Origin of the sequence: Acinetobacter sp. AS23 (assembly GCF_023612055.1) — a bacterium.
GTDB lineage: Bacteria > Pseudomonadota > Gammaproteobacteria > Pseudomonadales > Moraxellaceae > Acinetobacter > Acinetobacter oleivorans.
Genome location: NZ_CP082274.1, coordinates 453,015 through 466,344 on the forward strand (window position 1 = coordinate 453,015; position 13,330 = coordinate 466,344).

The following is a 13,330-nucleotide window of genomic DNA, read 5'->3' on the forward strand; positions in this document are numbered from 1 at the left end:
GGACGAAAATTATGCCGATTCAAAAATGTAAGCCAACGTCTCCAGGACGTCGCTTTGTAGAGAAAGTGGTTCATGACCACCTTCACAAAGGCGCGCCTTACTCACCGTTGGTTGAAGCAAAAAAACGTACTGGTGGTCGTAATAATAACGGTCACATTACAACTCGTCACGTTGGTGGTGGTCATAAGCAACACTATCGTATCGTTGACTTTAAGCGTAATAAAGACAGCATCCCAGCTGTTGTAGAGCGCATTGAATACGATCCTAACCGTACAGCACATATTGCTTTGTTGAAATATGCTGATGGTGAGCGTCGTTATATCATTGCTCCTAAAGGCTTACGTGCTGGCGATAAAGTACAATCTGGTAACGATGCTCCAATTCGTCCAGGTAACTGCTTGCCACTTCGTAACATGCCTATCGGTTCTACACTTCATAACGTTGAACTTAAAATTGGTAAGGGTGCGCAATTAGCGCGTTCTGCTGGTGCTTCTGTTCAGTTGTTGGGTCGTGATGGTTCTTACGCGATTGTTCGTCTTCGTTCAGGCGAAATGCGTAAAATTCATGTTGAATGCCGCGCTGTAATTGGTGAAGTTTCTAACCAAGAAAACAACCTTCGTTCATTGGGTAAAGCTGGTGCTTCGCGCTGGCGTGGTGTTCGTCCTACCGTACGTGGTATGGCGATGAACCCAGTTGATCACCCGCACGGTGGTGGTGAAGGGCGTAACAAAGGTATTCAACCTGTAAGCCCATGGGGTCAAAAAGCTAAAGGGTACAAGACACGTACCAATAAGCGTACGACTAAGATGATTATTCGCGACCGTCGCGTCAAGTAAAGGAATCTGACTAATGCCTCGTTCTCTGAAAAAAGGCCCATTCGTCGATGCGCACTTGTTCGCTAAGGTTGAAGCGGCTGTTGCTAGTAACTCTCGCAAGCCGATTAAAACTTGGTCTCGTCGTTCGATGATCCTTCCAGATTTTGTTGGTCTAACAATTTCTGTTCATAATGGTCGTAATCACGTTCCAGTAATTGTTACTGAGCATATGGTTGGTCATAAACTCGGTGAATTCGCGCCAACTCGTACCTATCGTGGTCACGGTGTTGACAAGAAGTCTAAACGTTAATAGGTGTCATGATGGAAGTAACTGCTAAATTACGCGGTGCCGCTATCTCGGCACAAAAGGCACGTTTGGTTGCAGATCTTATTCGCGGCAAATCTGTTGCGCATGCTTTGAATATCTTAAACTTCAGCAATAAAAAAGCTGCTGTTTTAGTAAAAAAAGCATTGGAATCTGCGATTGCAAACGCTGAACACAATAACAGTTTAGATGTTGACGATCTTAAAGTTTCTACGATTTACGTTGATGAAGGTGTTAGCCTTAAACGTATTATGCCACGTGCTAAAGGCCGTGCAGATCGTATTACGAAGCGTACTTGTCACATCACCGTTAAGGTAGGGGTTTGATATGGGTCAGAAGGTTCATCCAATCGGTATCCGCCTAGGTGTTGTGAAACGTCATAACGCTAACTGGTATGCGAGTCCGAAACAATACGCTGAATACTTGCTTAAAGATCTTCAAGTTCGTGAGTTTTTAACTAAAAAACTTAAGAATGCGATGATCAGCAACATTCTTATCGAACGTCCATCAGGCGCTGCTAAAGTAACAATTAGCACAGCTCGTCCTGGTATCGTAATCGGTAAAAAAGGCGAAGATATTGAGAAATTACAGCGCGAACTTACCAGCATTATGGGTGTTCCTGCGCAAGTAAGTATCAATGAAATTGATCGCCCAGACTTAGATGCGCGTTTAGTTGCTGAAGCAATTGCTTCTCAATTAGAAAAGCGTGTAATGTTCCGTCGTGCTATGAAGCGTGCGGTTCAAAACACTATGCGTGCTGGTGCTAAAGGTATCAAAGTTGAAGTGTCTGGCCGTTTAGGTGGTGCAGAGATTGCTCGTACTGAATGGTATCGTGAAGGTCGTGTACCTTTGCATACATTACGTGCAGACATTGATTATGCAACTATGCGTGCAGAAACAACTTACGGTACGATTGGTGTTAAAGTTTGGATTTTCCGTGGCGAGATTTTAGGTGGCATGAAACAAGTCATGAACCCTGCTCCTGCTGAAGATCGTCCAGCTAAACGTGGTCGTGGTCGTGGTGAAGGTCAAGAGCGTCGTGGTCGTCGCGGTGACCGTGCTGCTGACAAGGGAGAATAATCCATGTTGCAACCTAAACGTACCAAATTCCGTAAGGTGCACAAAGGCCGTAATACTGGTCTAGCGCATCGTGGTAGTACAGTATCATTTGGTTCGATTGCAATCAAAGCAACTGAACGTGGTCGTATGACTGCGCGTCAGATTGAAGCTGCACGTCGTACTATTAGCCGCCGTATTAAGCGTGGTGGTAAAATCTTTATTCGCGTATTCCCGGATAAGCCAATTACTCAAAAGCCTCTTGAAGTGCGTATGGGTAAAGGTAAGGGTAGCGTGGAGTACTGGGTTTGCCAGATCCAACCAGGTAAGATCCTGTACGAAATTGAAGGTGTGAACGAAGAATTAGCGCGTGAAGCATTTGCTTTAGCTGCTGCTAAACTTCCGTTTAAAACCACTATCGTGACTCGGACGGTAATGTAATGAAAACTAAAGATTTACGTGAAAAGTCGGTAGAAGAGTTGAAAGCTTTGCTTGATGAGCAACAGCTTAACCAATTCCGTCTTCGTATGGCGAAAGCAACTGGTCAGTTGGGTAAATCGCACGAAGTGCAAGTTGCTCGTAAGACAATTGCTCGTATTAAGACACTCCTTACCGAAAAACAGGGGAACGGACAATGAGTGAAAAAACAGTCCGCACGTTAACCGGCAAAGTCGTAAGTGACAAAATGGATAAATCTATTGTTGTTCTTATTGAACGCCGCGTTCAACACCCGTTGTATGGCAAGTCAATTCGCCGTTCAACTAAGTTACACGCTCATGATGAGAACAATGTCGCTAAAATTGGTGATGTTGTGACAATCAAAGAAAGCCGCCCAATTTCTAAAACTAAAGCTTGGACTTTAGTGGAAGTAGTTGAAGCAGCTGCTGAGTAATTCGACGTTCTTGTTGCATCATCGGTCAATTTCGAGTACTCTTTGAGCCTTTCGAAATTGTGACCGGTGATGCTCGGTTTTGGAGTAGGGCAATGATTCAAACCGAAACTATGCTCGACGTAGCAGACAACAGTGGTGCTCGCCGCGTACAATGTATTAAAGTACTTGGTGGTTCACATCGTCGTTATGCTTCTGTTGGCGACATTATTAAAGTTACTGTAAAAGAAGCAATCCCACGCGCACGTGTTAAAAAAGGTGACGTGATGAATGCGGTTGTAGTTCGTACTAAATTCGGCATTCGTCGTCCAGATGGTTCTGTGATCCGTTTTGATGATAATGCTGCAGTTATTCTGAACAACAACAAAGCTCCGATTGCTACTCGTATCTTCGGACCAGTGACTCGTGAACTTCGTACTGAACAGTTCATGAAAATCATTTCATTGGCTCCTGAAGTTCTATAAGAGGCAATCATGGCTAAGATTAAAAAAGGCGATCAAGTTATCGTGATCGCAGGTAAAGAAAAAGGCAAACAGGGTACTGTATTGTCTGTTTCTGAAGACCGCGTTAAGGTTGAAGGCCTTAACTTAGTGAAGAAGCATCAAAAGCCGAATCGTGTAACTGGCGCTGAAGGCGGTATCGTTACTCAAGAAGCTTCGCTTCATATTTCAAACGTGGCAATTTTAAATGCTACAACCCAGAAGGCTGACCGTGTTGGTTACCAAGTGATTGATGGCGTGAAAACTCGCGTTTATAAATCAAATGGTGAATCAGTGGCGGTAGCGAAGTAATAGGTTGAAAAGGCAATGGCCAGACTTAAAGCACGTTACAATGATGAACTTAAAGCAAAGTTAAAAGAAGAACTTAGCATTAAGAACGTGATGGAAATTCCACGCATCACAAAAATTACCCTGAACATGGGTGTAGGCGCAGCTGCAACTGATAAGAAATTATTAGATGGCGCTGTAGTCGACATGCAATTAATTGCTGGTCAAAAACCAGTAATTACACTTGCTCGCAAATCTATCGCTGGTTTTAAAATCCGTGACGGTTGGCCGATTGGTTGTAAAGTTACTTTACGTGGCGACCAAATGTACGAATTCTTGGACCGTTTGATCTCAATCGCAATCCCTCGTATCCGTGACTTCCGTGGTTTCTCTTCGAAATCATTTGATGGTCGTGGTAACTACTCAATGGGTTTGAAAGAGCAAATCGTTTTCCCTGAAATCGATTTCGATAAGATTGATCGTATTCGTGGTATGGATATTACTATTACTACGACTGCTCGCACCGATGACGAAGGCCGTGCGCTTATGCGTGCATTCGGCTTCCCGTTCAAATAAGAGGTCGATATGGCTAAGAAAGGTATGGTTAATCGCGAATTGAAACGCGAAAAAACAGTTGCTAAATACGCTGCAAAACGTGCTGAATTAAAAGCTACGATTGCAAACGTAAATGCAAGTGAAGAAGAACGTTTCGAAGCGATGTTAAAGTTACAAGCGTTGCCACGTAATGCATCTCCGGTACGTCTTCGTAACCGTTGTGGTTTAACTGGTCGTCCTCATGGTTACTTCCGTAAGTTCGGTTTAAGCCGTAACAAATTACGTGACACAGTAATGCAGGGTGATGTACCAGGCGTTGTTAAGGCAAGCTGGTAAGGAGCGACTAAATGAGTATGCAAGATACCGTTGCCGACATGCTAACACGTGTTCGTAACGCACAAATGGCTAAGAAACAGACTGTTTCTATGCCTTCTTCTAAGTTGAAAGTTGCAATTGCAAACGTACTTCAACAAGAAGGTTATGTTTCAAACGTAGAAGTTGCTCAAGAAGAGACAAAATCTACTTTGACAATTACTTTAAAATATTTCGAAGGCAAACCAGTTATCGAAATGGTTAAGCGCGTAAGCCGTCCAGGTCTTCGCCAATACCGTGGTAAAGATAAACTTCCAAGCGTTAAGCAAGGTTTAGGTATTGCAATTGTTTCTACAAGCAAAGGCATCATGACTGATCGCGCTGCACGTGCTGCGGGCGTTGGTGGTGAAGTTATTGCTTTTGTTTCTTAATAGGTGATTCCTCATGTCTCGTGTGGCTAAAGCCCCAGTAACTGTACCGAATGGTGTAACAGTTACTCAGAACGGCCGGCAGGTCGAAGTGAAAGGCAGCAAAGGTACGTTGTCTTTCAACCTGCATGCGCTGGTCGAGCTAAAACAGGAAGAAGGTAAACTTCAACTTGCTCCAGTTAAAGAATCGAAAGATGCTTGGATGCAAGCTGGTACTGCTCGCGCTGTATTGAATAACCTTGTAAAAGGGGTTAGTGAAGGCTTCGAACGTAAGTTGCAGCTAGTTGGTGTTGGTTATAAAGCTGCGGTTAAGGGTACTGTTGTAAACCTTAACCTTGGTTACTCACACCCAATTGACTACGCTTTACCTGAAAGTGTAACAGCGGAAACTCCAACTGCAACTGAAATCATTTTGAAATCAGCAAACAAGCAGTTGTTAGGTCAAGTAGCGGCAGAAATCCGTGCGTATCGTGCTCCTGAACCATATAAAGGTAAAGGTGTTCGCTATTCGGATGAAGTCATTCTTCGTAAAGAAGCTAAGAAGAAATAAGGCGCGAGGTTCTTATGAACGAAAAGAAACAAACCCGTTTGCGTCGTGCGAAAAGCACACGCTTGCACATCCGTGCATTGGGTGCGACTCGTTTGTGTGTAAACCGCACTCCGCGTCACATCTATGCTCAAGTTATTTCAGCAGATGGTGGCAAAGTTTTAGCGCAAGCTTCAACTTTGGATGCATCTTTACGTAGCGGTACTACAGGTAATGTAGACGCGGCTACTAAAGTAGGTGCTTTAATCGCAGAACGCGCGAAAGCAGCTGGTGTAACTAAAGTTGCATTTGACCGTTCTGGTTTTAAATATCATGGTCGTATCAAAGCCTTGGCTGATGCTGCTCGTGAAAACGGCTTGGAGTTCTAATCATGGCTAAAGTTGAACAAAACGAAGGTCTTGTTGAAAAGCTGGTTGCCGTTGATCGTGTAGCCAAAGTTGTTAAGGGCGGTCGTATCTTCTCTTTCACAGCATTAACTGTTGTGGGTGATGGTAATGGTCGTGTTGGTTTTGGTCGTGGTAAAGCACGTGAAGTTCCAGCTGCTATTTCTAAAGCTCTTGAAGCTGCACGTCGCAACATGATTACTGTAGACCTTGCAGGTACTACTTTACAACACCCTGTGAATGCTCGTCATGGCGCAAGCCGTGTATACATGCAACCTGCTTCTGAAGGTACTGGCGTAATCGCTGGTGGTGCAATGCGTGCCGTTCTAGAAGCTGCGGGCGTGCATAACGTACTTGCTAAATGTTATGGTTCTACTAATGCTGCAAACGTAGTAAACGCAACTTTCAAAGGTTTGCGTGATATGACTTCTCCTGAGAAAGTCGCTGCGAAACGTGGTAAATCAGTAGCAGAAATTCAAGGGTAATCAATCATGAAAACGATTAAAGTTACCCAGACTAAATCTTCTTCACATCGCTTGAAAAATCACAAGCTTTGCTTACAAGGTTTAGGTCTGCGTCGTATTGGTCATACTGTAGAAGTGCAAGATACGCCTTCTAACCGCGGTATGATCAACAAAGTCTACTATATGGTTAGTGTAGAGGAATAAGCCATGACTCTGCGTTTAAATGAGCTTGCGCCTGCGGAAGGTGCAAAACGTGAAAACCGTCGTTTAGGCCGTGGTATCGGTTCTGGCGTTGGTAAGACTGGTGGCCGTGGTGTCAAAGGTCAAAAATCACGTAAAAGTGGTGGCGTTCGTCCAGGCTTTGAAGGCGGTCAAACAGCGATTTATCGTCGTTTACCTAAATTCGGTTTCACTAGCCAAATCGCTTTAAAAACTGCTGAAGTACGTTTATCTGAGTTAAGCAAAGTTGAAGGCGACATCGTTAGCCTAGAAACTTTGAAAGCTGCGAATGTTGTTCGTCGTGACCAAGTTCGTGCTCGTATCGTACTTTCTGGTGAAATCACTCGTGCATTCACTGTTCAAGGTGTTGCATTGACTAAAGGCGCTAAAGCTGCAATTGAAGCAGCTGGCGGCAAAGTCGAGGAGTAATCTCGAGTGTCTATGTCTCCTAGTTCTTCAGGTCATGTCAACATGATGAAAGGTCAGCCATTTCACGTGAAATATCGTGAAATTATTCGCCGGATGAGTTTTCTAATCGGTGCATTGCTGGTCTTTCGACTAGGAGCGCATATTCCAGTACCAGGCATTAATAATGCTGCGTTAGAAAATTTATTTCATGCGAACCAAGGAACTATTCTTGGGCTATTCAATATGTTTTCTGGCGGTGCTTTAGAGCGAATGTCTATTCTTGCTTTAGGAATTATGCCTTACATTTCTGCATCAATTATTGTGCAGTTAATGTCTACGGTAATTCCTTCACTAGAAGCCTTGAAAAAGGAAGGTGAGCAAGGTAAGCGTAAAATTAATCAATATACGCGTCAGGGTACATTGTTGCTTGCAGTGGTTCAGGCAGTTGGTATGTGCGCAGGTTTGATTGGTCAGGGTATTACTCTGTCAGTTGGTCTTGAGTTTTATATACCAGCAGTTACTTCACTTGTCGCTGGAACTATGTTCTTAATGTGGCTAGGTGAACAAATCACTGAAAGAGGTATTGGTAACGGTATCTCAATGATTATTTTTGCTGGTATTGTTTCTGGTTTGCCTAAATTAATTATGCAATCAGTTTCATCAGTAGATAATGGTCAGACAAGCTTAATTGGTCTTGTGATCTTTGGTCTTTTGTCTGTAGGTGTGCTGGCTGCCATTGTGTTTATTGAAAAAGCACAACGTCGTATTCCAGTCAATTATGCACAAAAGCAACAAGGTCGTCGTATATTTACAGCACAGCAGACACATTTGCCATTAAAAATTAATATGGCTGGTGTGATTCCTGCGATTTTTGCAAGTTCTTTACTATTGTTCCCAGCGAGTCTTGGTCAATGGGTAGGAAGTGCAGATGCAAATGCTGGATTAATTAAGCGTGGCTTACAAGATTTAGCTTTAGTATTGTCGCCTGGACAGCCTTTGTATTTGGTGCTCTTTGGTGCGTTAATTATCTTTTTCTGTTACTTTTATACGGCTTTAGTATTTAGCCCTAAGGAAGTATCAGAAAATCTAAAACGCAGCGGAGCTTATGTGCCTGGTATTCGCCCAGGTGAGCAAACTGCTCGTTACTTAGATCATATTCTTAATCGTTTGACGTTTATTGGTGCGATTTATATTACGGTCATTTGTTTAATGCCAATGATTCTACAAAGTTCTTTTGGAATCCCATTCTCTTTGGGTGGTACATCATTACTAATCGTAGTTGTCGTTGTTATGGACTTTATGGCTCAGCTACAAGCGCACTTAACATCTCATCAATATGATAATCAAACATTAATGAGAAAAACGACTGCTCATCCTAAGGGATAAGCGCACTTAGAGGTTTCATCATGAAAGTACAAGCTTCTGTAAAGAAAATTTGTGGTAGCTGTAAAGTTATCCGTCGTAATGGGGTTATTCGCGTAATTTGTAGCGCAGAACCTCGTCATAAGCAGCGTCAAGGTTAATCTAATCAAGACCTGTTGATTTCAGTAGGCGAATTGGGTTAATATCCGCCCCTCAAGATTTTGTGGGGCGGTTGATTATCTCTACTGCCTTTTTGGAGAAAGTGAATGGCTCGTATTGCCGGTGTAAACATTCCGGATAACAAGCATGCTGTTATCTCCCTCACTTACATCTTTGGTGTCGGTCGCCATACTGCTAAGAATATCTTAGCTACAGTTGGTATTACTGAAACTACTAAGATCCGTGAGTTGGACGATGCTCAGCTTGATGCGATTCGTGCAGAAGTTGCTAAGGTTCCTACCGAAGGTGACTTGCGTCGCGAAATTTCCATGAACATTAAACGTTTAATGGATTTGGGTTGCTATCGCGGCCTTCGCCATCGTCGCAGCTTGCCTGTCCGTGGTCAACGCACCAAAACTAACGCACGTACCCGTAAAGGTCCGCGCAAACCGATTAAAAAGTAAGATTTCTGGAAGCTAAAAGATGGCTAAAGATACTCGCACACGCAAGAAGGTCACTCGTACCGTCTCTGAAGGTGTTGCACACATTCACGCGTCTTTTAATAACACCATTGTTACGATTACTGATCGTCAAGGTAATGCATTGGCTTGGGCCACCTCTGGTGGACAAGGCTTCCGTGGTTCACGTAAATCAACTCCGTTTGCTGCTCAGGTAGCTGCTGAAGTTGCTGGTAAAGCAGCTTTAGATTACGGTTTGAAAAATCTGGATGTCCTTGTAAAAGGTCCTGGTCCAGGTCGTGAGTCTGCGGTTCGTGCATTAGGCGCAGTGGGTTATAAAATTAACAGCATTACCGATGTGACGCCAATTCCTCACAACGGTTGCCGTCCACCTAAAAAACGTCGCGTGTAAGGAGAAACATTCATGGCTCGTTATATTGGTCCAAAATGCAAACTCTCTCGCCGCGAAGGGACAGACCTGCAACTTAAATCTGGCGTTAAACCTTTTGACGTCAAAACTAAAAAAGCTAACAAAGCACCTGGTCAACATGGTCAGGCACGCGGTGGTAAGCAATCTGAGTATTCACTACAATTACGTGAAAAACAAAAAGTCCGTCGTATTTACGGTGTGTTAGAACGTCAATTTAGTAACTACTATAAAGAAGCAGCTCGTGTTAAAGGCGCAACAGGTGAGAACTTGTTGAAATTGCTTGAAAGCCGTCTTGATAACGTTGTTTATCGCATGGGTTTTGGTTCTACACGTGCAGAAGCTCGTCAGTTAGTAAGTCACCGTAGCATTACTTTGAATGGTCGTCGTGTAAACATCGCATCTATTCAAGTTAAAGCTGGTGATGTAATTGCGGTTCACGAAGGTGCTAAACAACAATTGCGTATTAAAAACGCGATTGAGTTAGCTGCACAACGTGGTATTCCAGCTTGGATCGATGTTGATCATTCTAAGCTTGAAGGTACGTTTAAAGCTGCACCAGATCGTGCTGATTTACCTGCTGAAATCAATGAAAGCTTGATTGTAGAATTGTATTCTAAATAATCCTTGAGGTAGCAATAATGACGCGTACTGCAAACGAGTTTCTAACTCCGCAAGCGATCAAGGTCGAAGCGGTTAGCGGGACCTCGGCAAAAGTGATTCTAGAACCTTTAGAGCGTGGTTTTGGCCATACTCTAGGTAATGCTTTACGTCGCATTCTATTGTCTTCTTTACCTGGCGCTGCTGTGGTTGAAGTAGAGATAGAAGGTGTCGAGCACGAGTACAGTACTTTAGAAGGCTTGCAGCAGGACATCGTCGAGCTCTTGCTGAACCTAAAAGGATTGTCTATTAAGCTGTTCGATCAAAATGAAGCATATTTAACATTAGAGAAACAAGGTCCTGGCGAAATTACTGCTGCTGACCTTCGTTTACCTCATAATGTTGAAGTGGTTAACCCAGAACATTTGATCGGTACTTTGAGTGCTTCAGGCTCATTAAAAATGCGCTTGAAGGTTGCTCAAGGTCGTGGTTATGAAACATCTGATTCTCGTTTCCCTGAAGGTGAAACACGTCCTGTTGGTCGTTTGCAATTAGATGCTTCTTATAGCCCGATTAAGCGTGTTTCTTACACCGTTGAAAATGCGCGTGTAGAACAACGTACCGATTTAGATAAACTGGTAATCGACCTCGAGACAAATGGTACGGTTGATCCTGAAGAAGCAATCCGCAAAGCGGCAACAATCTTGCAACAACAAATTGCAATTTTTGTTGATCTTCAGAAAGACCAAACTCCAGTTGCTCAAGAGCCTCGTGAAGAAGTTGACCCAATCTTGCTTCGCCCAGTAGATGATCTAGAGCTTACTGTTCGTTCTGCTAACTGTTTGAAAGCAGAAAATATTTACTACATTGGTGATCTTGTTCAACGTACTGAAGTTGAGTTGTTAAAAACTCCTAACCTTGGTAAAAAATCGTTAACAGAGATCAAAGATGTTTTGGCATCGAAAGGCTTACAACTCGGTATGCGTCTTGAAAACTGGCCACCAGCTAGTCTTCGTATGGACGACCGTTTTGCCTATCGTAGCCGTTAATTAAGTAGGACTATCACCATGCGTCATCGTAATAGTGGTGTGAAATTAGGCCGTACAAGCAGCCATCGTAAAGCGATGTTCCAAAACTTGGCTAATTCTTTATTTGAACATGAGTTGATCAAAACAACTGTTCCTAAAGCTAAAGAATTACGTCGTGTTGCTGAGCCTTTAATCACTCTAGCAAAAAACGATACTGTAGCAAATCGTCGTTTAGCATTTGCTCGTACTCGTAATGCTGCAACTGTAGGTAAATTATTTACCGTACTCGGCCCTCGTTACAAAGAACGTAACGGCGGTTATCTACGTGTTCTTAAAGCGGGCTTCCGTGCTGGTGATGCAGCACCGATGGCTTACGTTGAGCTAGTAGATCGTGAAGTGAATACTTCAGCTGAATAATTGATTTTATTCAAAAAAGACCGGTTTTATACCGGTCTTTTTTATTTTTGATAATTACTAAAATTATAAAAATGTCCTCAAGTGACATAAAAAAACGGATAAACGGTCAAACTTGACATTGTGTATTGTCAAAATTGTGCTTTAATAAACTTATATTCTCAACAATGGGTATAAAAATAAAATGGAAAAGCAAGTTGATATTTTAATCATTGGCGCAGGTATCTCAGGAATTGGAGTTGCTGCCCATTTATCAAAAAATTCTCCACAACGCCAATTTGAAATTTTAGAGCGTCGTGAATCTTTTGGTGGAACATGGGATCTTTTCCGTTATCCAGGTATTCGCTCAGACTCGGATATGTCTACATTTGGTTTCAATTTTAAGCCGTGGTGCAAAGCGAATGTATTAGCTGATGGTGCTTCTATTAAAGGATATCTAGGTGAAGTTATTGATGAATATAAATTAAAAGAAAAAATTCACTTTGGTCATCGTGTACTTTCTGCTAATTATGATTCTGAATCAAAGAAATGGCAGGTTGTAATTGAAGATAGCAAGAAAAAACAACAGACTTGGATTGCTAATTTTGTTGTAGGGTGTACTGGTTACTATAATTATGATCAAGGATATGCGCCCTCTTTCCCAAATCAAGAAGCATTTAAAGGGCAACTCATTCACCCGCAGCATTGGCCTGAAAATTTAGATTACACAGGTAAAAAGGTCGTTATTATTGGTAGTGGCGCAACAGCGATTACTTTAGTACCGGCAATGGCGAAAGGTGGGGCTGGTCATGTAACGATGTTGCAGCGTTCACCAACGTATATTGCTAGTGTACCGTCTATCGACTTTATTTATGAAAAAACGCGTAAATTTATGTCTGAAGAAGCGGCGTATAAATTTACCCGTGCGCGTAATATTGGTATGCAGCGCGCTATTTATGCATTGTCTCAAAAACATCCAAAGACTGTACGTCGTTTACTCTTAAAAGCAATTGAAGTGCAGTTAAAGGGTAAAGTTGATATGAAGCATTTTACACCTTCATACAATCCTTGGGATCAACGTCTATGTGTGGTACCTGATGGTGACTTATTTAAGATTTTGCGTGAAGGTAAAGCGAGTGTAGAAACAGATCAAGTTGAGAAATTTACTGAAAAAGGTATTTTACTTAAATCTGGTAAACATCTTGATGCGGATATTGTGATTTCTGCAACTGGCTTGCAAGTTCAAATTATGGGTGGGGTTAAGGCTACTATTGATGGTAAAGCTCTTAATTCATCTGAACATATGCTTTATAATGGCGTGATGTTGAGTGATGTGCCAAATATGGCCATGATTATTGGCTATGTAAATGCATCATGGACGCTTAAGGTCGATATCGCTGCGGAATATATTTGTCGCTTGTTAAACTATATGGACAAAAATAGTTATGATGAAGTAGTTCCGTCTGGTGATAAGACTGAAATGGAAGAAGATACTGTAATGGGTAAATTATCTTCAGGTTATATCAGTCGTGCGGCACATGAACTTCCAAAACAAGGTAAGCATGCTCCATGGCAAGTCACTAATAACTATTTAGAAGATAGAAAGTCGCTAAAAAATTCAAAATTTGAAGATGGTGTTCTACATTTTCATAAACGTTCAGAAACAAATGAGCGTAAGCCAAAACTAGTATCTTAATAGATATTAGATAAATAAAAGGGGCGTAATGCCCCTTTT

General features: G+C 42.4%; 24 protein-coding genes and 1 pseudogene. All 25 read left to right on the plus strand.

Features of this window, described 5'->3' with window-relative positions; genetic code table 11:
- Positions 1–11 precede the first annotated feature (11 nt).
- The 25 genes and pseudogenes from rplB to K6I41_RS02270 all read left to right on the plus strand — a co-directional run bounded on the left by rplB (position 12) and on the right by K6I41_RS02270 (position 13,291).
- Positions 12–836 (plus strand): 50S ribosomal protein L2, encoded by an 825-nt coding sequence (gene rplB / locus K6I41_RS02150; protein WP_005301260.1) that lies wholly within the window; start codon positions 12–14, stop codon positions 834–836.
- Positions 837–849: 13 nt separating this feature from the next.
- Positions 850–1,125, plus strand: a complete 276-nt coding sequence (rpsS, locus tag K6I41_RS02155) for a 30S ribosomal protein S19 (RefSeq protein WP_001138119.1) — start codon at positions 850–852, stop codon at positions 1,123–1,125.
- A gap of 11 nt (positions 1,126–1,136) precedes the next feature.
- A complete protein-coding gene (rplV, locus tag K6I41_RS02160; RefSeq protein ID WP_004639524.1) occupies positions 1,137–1,466 on the plus strand; it encodes a 50S ribosomal protein L22 in 330 nt (109 codons plus the stop codon).
- Position 1,467: 1 nt separating this feature from the next.
- Positions 1,468–2,284: pseudogene (gene rpsC / locus K6I41_RS02165) on the plus strand (30S ribosomal protein S3).
- Entirely contained in the window at positions 2,224–2,637 is a 414-nt protein-coding gene (rplP, locus tag K6I41_RS02170) for a 50S ribosomal protein L16 (RefSeq protein WP_002049688.1), read from the plus strand. Before rpsC ends, rplP begins: the two are co-directional and overlap by 61 nt.
- Positions 2,637–2,834 carry a 50S ribosomal protein L29 gene (gene rpmC / locus K6I41_RS02175; protein ID WP_000849928.1) on the plus strand — a complete coding sequence of 66 codons (198 nt, stop codon included), beginning with the start codon at positions 2,637–2,639 and terminating at the stop codon, positions 2,832–2,834. Before rplP ends, rpmC begins: the two co-directional genes overlap by 1 nt.
- Entirely contained in the window at positions 2,831–3,088 is a 258-nt protein-coding gene (rpsQ, locus tag K6I41_RS02180; protein ID WP_001291845.1) for a 30S ribosomal protein S17, read from the plus strand. Before rpmC ends, rpsQ begins: the two co-directional genes overlap by 4 nt.
- Positions 3,089–3,180: 92 nt before the next feature.
- Positions 3,181–3,549: a 50S ribosomal protein L14 gene (gene rplN, locus K6I41_RS02185; RefSeq protein ID WP_001982634.1), complete on the plus strand. Its 369-nt coding sequence runs from the start codon at positions 3,181–3,183 to the stop codon at positions 3,547–3,549.
- Positions 3,550–3,558: 9 nt separating this feature from the next.
- A complete protein-coding gene (gene rplX, locus K6I41_RS02190) occupies positions 3,559–3,876 on the plus strand; it encodes a 50S ribosomal protein L24 (protein ID WP_002116820.1) in 318 nt (105 codons plus the stop codon).
- A gap of 15 nt (positions 3,877–3,891) precedes the next feature.
- Positions 3,892–4,428, plus strand: coding sequence for a 50S ribosomal protein L5 (gene rplE / locus K6I41_RS02195; RefSeq protein WP_004789621.1), 537 nt, complete (start codon positions 3,892–3,894; stop codon positions 4,426–4,428).
- Positions 4,429–4,437: 9 nt separating this feature from the next.
- Entirely contained in the window at positions 4,438–4,743 is a 306-nt protein-coding gene (gene rpsN, locus K6I41_RS02200) for a 30S ribosomal protein S14 (protein ID WP_004789619.1), read from the plus strand.
- A gap of 11 nt (positions 4,744–4,754) precedes the next feature.
- Positions 4,755–5,150 (plus strand): 30S ribosomal protein S8, encoded by a 396-nt coding sequence (gene rpsH, locus K6I41_RS02205; protein ID WP_004789617.1) that lies wholly within the window; start codon positions 4,755–4,757, stop codon positions 5,148–5,150.
- Positions 5,151–5,163: 13 nt separating this feature from the next.
- Positions 5,164–5,697, plus strand: a complete 534-nt coding sequence (rplF, locus tag K6I41_RS02210; protein WP_005301272.1) for a 50S ribosomal protein L6 — start codon at positions 5,164–5,166, stop codon at positions 5,695–5,697.
- 14 nt (positions 5,698–5,711) lie between these two features.
- The gene (gene rplR / locus K6I41_RS02215; protein WP_003653654.1) at positions 5,712–6,062 is read left to right on the plus strand and encodes a 50S ribosomal protein L18; all 351 of its coding nucleotides are present in this window, start codon (positions 5,712–5,714) and stop codon (positions 6,060–6,062) included.
- A gap of 2 nt (positions 6,063–6,064) precedes the next feature.
- On the plus strand, positions 6,065–6,562 hold the full coding sequence (gene rpsE / locus K6I41_RS02220) for a 30S ribosomal protein S5 (RefSeq protein WP_003653653.1): 498 nt from the start codon (positions 6,065–6,067) through the stop codon (positions 6,560–6,562).
- A gap of 6 nt (positions 6,563–6,568) precedes the next feature.
- The gene (rpmD, locus tag K6I41_RS02225) at positions 6,569–6,745 is read left to right on the plus strand and encodes a 50S ribosomal protein L30 (RefSeq protein WP_000849088.1); all 177 of its coding nucleotides are present in this window, start codon (positions 6,569–6,571) and stop codon (positions 6,743–6,745) included.
- A 3-nt stretch (positions 6,746–6,748) separates the two neighbouring features.
- Positions 6,749–7,189, plus strand: a complete 441-nt coding sequence (gene rplO / locus K6I41_RS02230; protein WP_004789613.1) for a 50S ribosomal protein L15 — start codon at positions 6,749–6,751, stop codon at positions 7,187–7,189.
- Positions 7,190–7,234: 45 nt separating this feature from the next.
- Entirely contained in the window at positions 7,235–8,554 is a 1,320-nt protein-coding gene (gene secY / locus K6I41_RS02235; protein WP_250375743.1) for a preprotein translocase subunit SecY, read from the plus strand.
- Positions 8,555–8,574: 20 nt separating this feature from the next.
- A complete protein-coding gene (gene rpmJ / locus K6I41_RS02240; RefSeq protein ID WP_000867907.1) occupies positions 8,575–8,691 on the plus strand; it encodes a 50S ribosomal protein L36 in 117 nt (38 codons plus the stop codon).
- Between the two features lie 105 nt (positions 8,692–8,796).
- Entirely contained in the window at positions 8,797–9,153 is a 357-nt protein-coding gene (gene rpsM, locus K6I41_RS02245; protein ID WP_004789609.1) for a 30S ribosomal protein S13, read from the plus strand.
- Between the two features lie 19 nt (positions 9,154–9,172).
- Positions 9,173–9,559, plus strand: coding sequence for a 30S ribosomal protein S11 (rpsK, locus tag K6I41_RS02250; protein ID WP_001040166.1), 387 nt, complete (start codon positions 9,173–9,175; stop codon positions 9,557–9,559).
- 12 nt (positions 9,560–9,571) lie between these two features.
- Positions 9,572–10,198 carry a 30S ribosomal protein S4 gene (rpsD, locus tag K6I41_RS02255; RefSeq protein ID WP_005301294.1) on the plus strand — a complete coding sequence of 209 codons (627 nt, stop codon included), beginning with the start codon at positions 9,572–9,574 and terminating at the stop codon, positions 10,196–10,198.
- A gap of 17 nt (positions 10,199–10,215) precedes the next feature.
- Positions 10,216–11,223, plus strand: a complete 1,008-nt coding sequence (locus tag K6I41_RS02260) for a DNA-directed RNA polymerase subunit alpha (RefSeq protein ID WP_003653641.1) — start codon at positions 10,216–10,218, stop codon at positions 11,221–11,223.
- 18 nt (positions 11,224–11,241) lie between these two features.
- On the plus strand, positions 11,242–11,619 hold the full coding sequence (rplQ, locus tag K6I41_RS02265; protein ID WP_002049717.1) for a 50S ribosomal protein L17: 378 nt from the start codon (positions 11,242–11,244) through the stop codon (positions 11,617–11,619).
- Positions 11,620–11,800: 181 nt separating this feature from the next.
- The gene (locus K6I41_RS02270) at positions 11,801–13,291 is read left to right on the plus strand and encodes a flavin-containing monooxygenase (RefSeq protein WP_250375127.1); all 1,491 of its coding nucleotides are present in this window, start codon (positions 11,801–11,803) and stop codon (positions 13,289–13,291) included.
- Positions 13,292–13,330: the final 39 nt, after the last annotated feature.

Coding starts and splice junctions, on each gene's coding strand:
- rpsN (WP_004789619.1), top strand. CDS start 4,438: ATGGCTAAGAAAGGTATGGTTAATCGCGAATTGAAACGCGAAAAAACA.
- rpsQ (WP_001291845.1), top strand. CDS start 2,831: ATGAGTGAAAAAACAGTCCGCACGTTAACCGGCAAAGTCGTAAGTGAC.
- rplQ (WP_002049717.1), top strand. CDS start 11,242: ATGCGTCATCGTAATAGTGGTGTGAAATTAGGCCGTACAAGCAGCCAT.
- rplB (WP_005301260.1), top strand. CDS start 12: ATGCCGATTCAAAAATGTAAGCCAACGTCTCCAGGACGTCGCTTTGTA.
- rpmD (WP_000849088.1), top strand. CDS start 6,569: ATGAAAACGATTAAAGTTACCCAGACTAAATCTTCTTCACATCGCTTG.
- rpsS (WP_001138119.1), top strand. CDS start 850: ATGCCTCGTTCTCTGAAAAAAGGCCCATTCGTCGATGCGCACTTGTTC.
- rplN (WP_001982634.1), top strand. CDS start 3,181: ATGATTCAAACCGAAACTATGCTCGACGTAGCAGACAACAGTGGTGCT.
- rpsM (WP_004789609.1), top strand. CDS start 8,797: ATGGCTCGTATTGCCGGTGTAAACATTCCGGATAACAAGCATGCTGTT.
- rplE (WP_004789621.1), top strand. CDS start 3,892: ATGGCCAGACTTAAAGCACGTTACAATGATGAACTTAAAGCAAAGTTA.
- rpsH (WP_004789617.1), top strand. CDS start 4,755: ATGAGTATGCAAGATACCGTTGCCGACATGCTAACACGTGTTCGTAAC.
- rplO (WP_004789613.1), top strand. CDS start 6,749: ATGACTCTGCGTTTAAATGAGCTTGCGCCTGCGGAAGGTGCAAAACGT.
- rpsD (WP_005301294.1), top strand. CDS start 9,572: ATGGCTCGTTATATTGGTCCAAAATGCAAACTCTCTCGCCGCGAAGGG.
- rpsK (WP_001040166.1), top strand. CDS start 9,173: ATGGCTAAAGATACTCGCACACGCAAGAAGGTCACTCGTACCGTCTCT.
- rplF (WP_005301272.1), top strand. CDS start 5,164: ATGTCTCGTGTGGCTAAAGCCCCAGTAACTGTACCGAATGGTGTAACA.
- rplP (WP_002049688.1), top strand. CDS start 2,224: ATGTTGCAACCTAAACGTACCAAATTCCGTAAGGTGCACAAAGGCCGT.
- rpmJ (WP_000867907.1), top strand. CDS start 8,575: ATGAAAGTACAAGCTTCTGTAAAGAAAATTTGTGGTAGCTGTAAAGTT.
- rpmC (WP_000849928.1), top strand. CDS start 2,637: ATGAAAACTAAAGATTTACGTGAAAAGTCGGTAGAAGAGTTGAAAGCT.
- rplX (WP_002116820.1), top strand. CDS start 3,559: ATGGCTAAGATTAAAAAAGGCGATCAAGTTATCGTGATCGCAGGTAAA.
- rplV (WP_004639524.1), top strand. CDS start 1,137: ATGGAAGTAACTGCTAAATTACGCGGTGCCGCTATCTCGGCACAAAAG.
- rpsE (WP_003653653.1), top strand. CDS start 6,065: ATGGCTAAAGTTGAACAAAACGAAGGTCTTGTTGAAAAGCTGGTTGCC.
- rplR (WP_003653654.1), top strand. CDS start 5,712: ATGAACGAAAAGAAACAAACCCGTTTGCGTCGTGCGAAAAGCACACGC.
- secY (WP_250375743.1), top strand. CDS start 7,235: ATGAAAGGTCAGCCATTTCACGTGAAATATCGTGAAATTATTCGCCGG.
- K6I41_RS02270 (WP_250375127.1), top strand. CDS start 11,801: ATGGAAAAGCAAGTTGATATTTTAATCATTGGCGCAGGTATCTCAGGA.
- K6I41_RS02260 (WP_003653641.1), top strand. CDS start 10,216: ATGACGCGTACTGCAAACGAGTTTCTAACTCCGCAAGCGATCAAGGTC.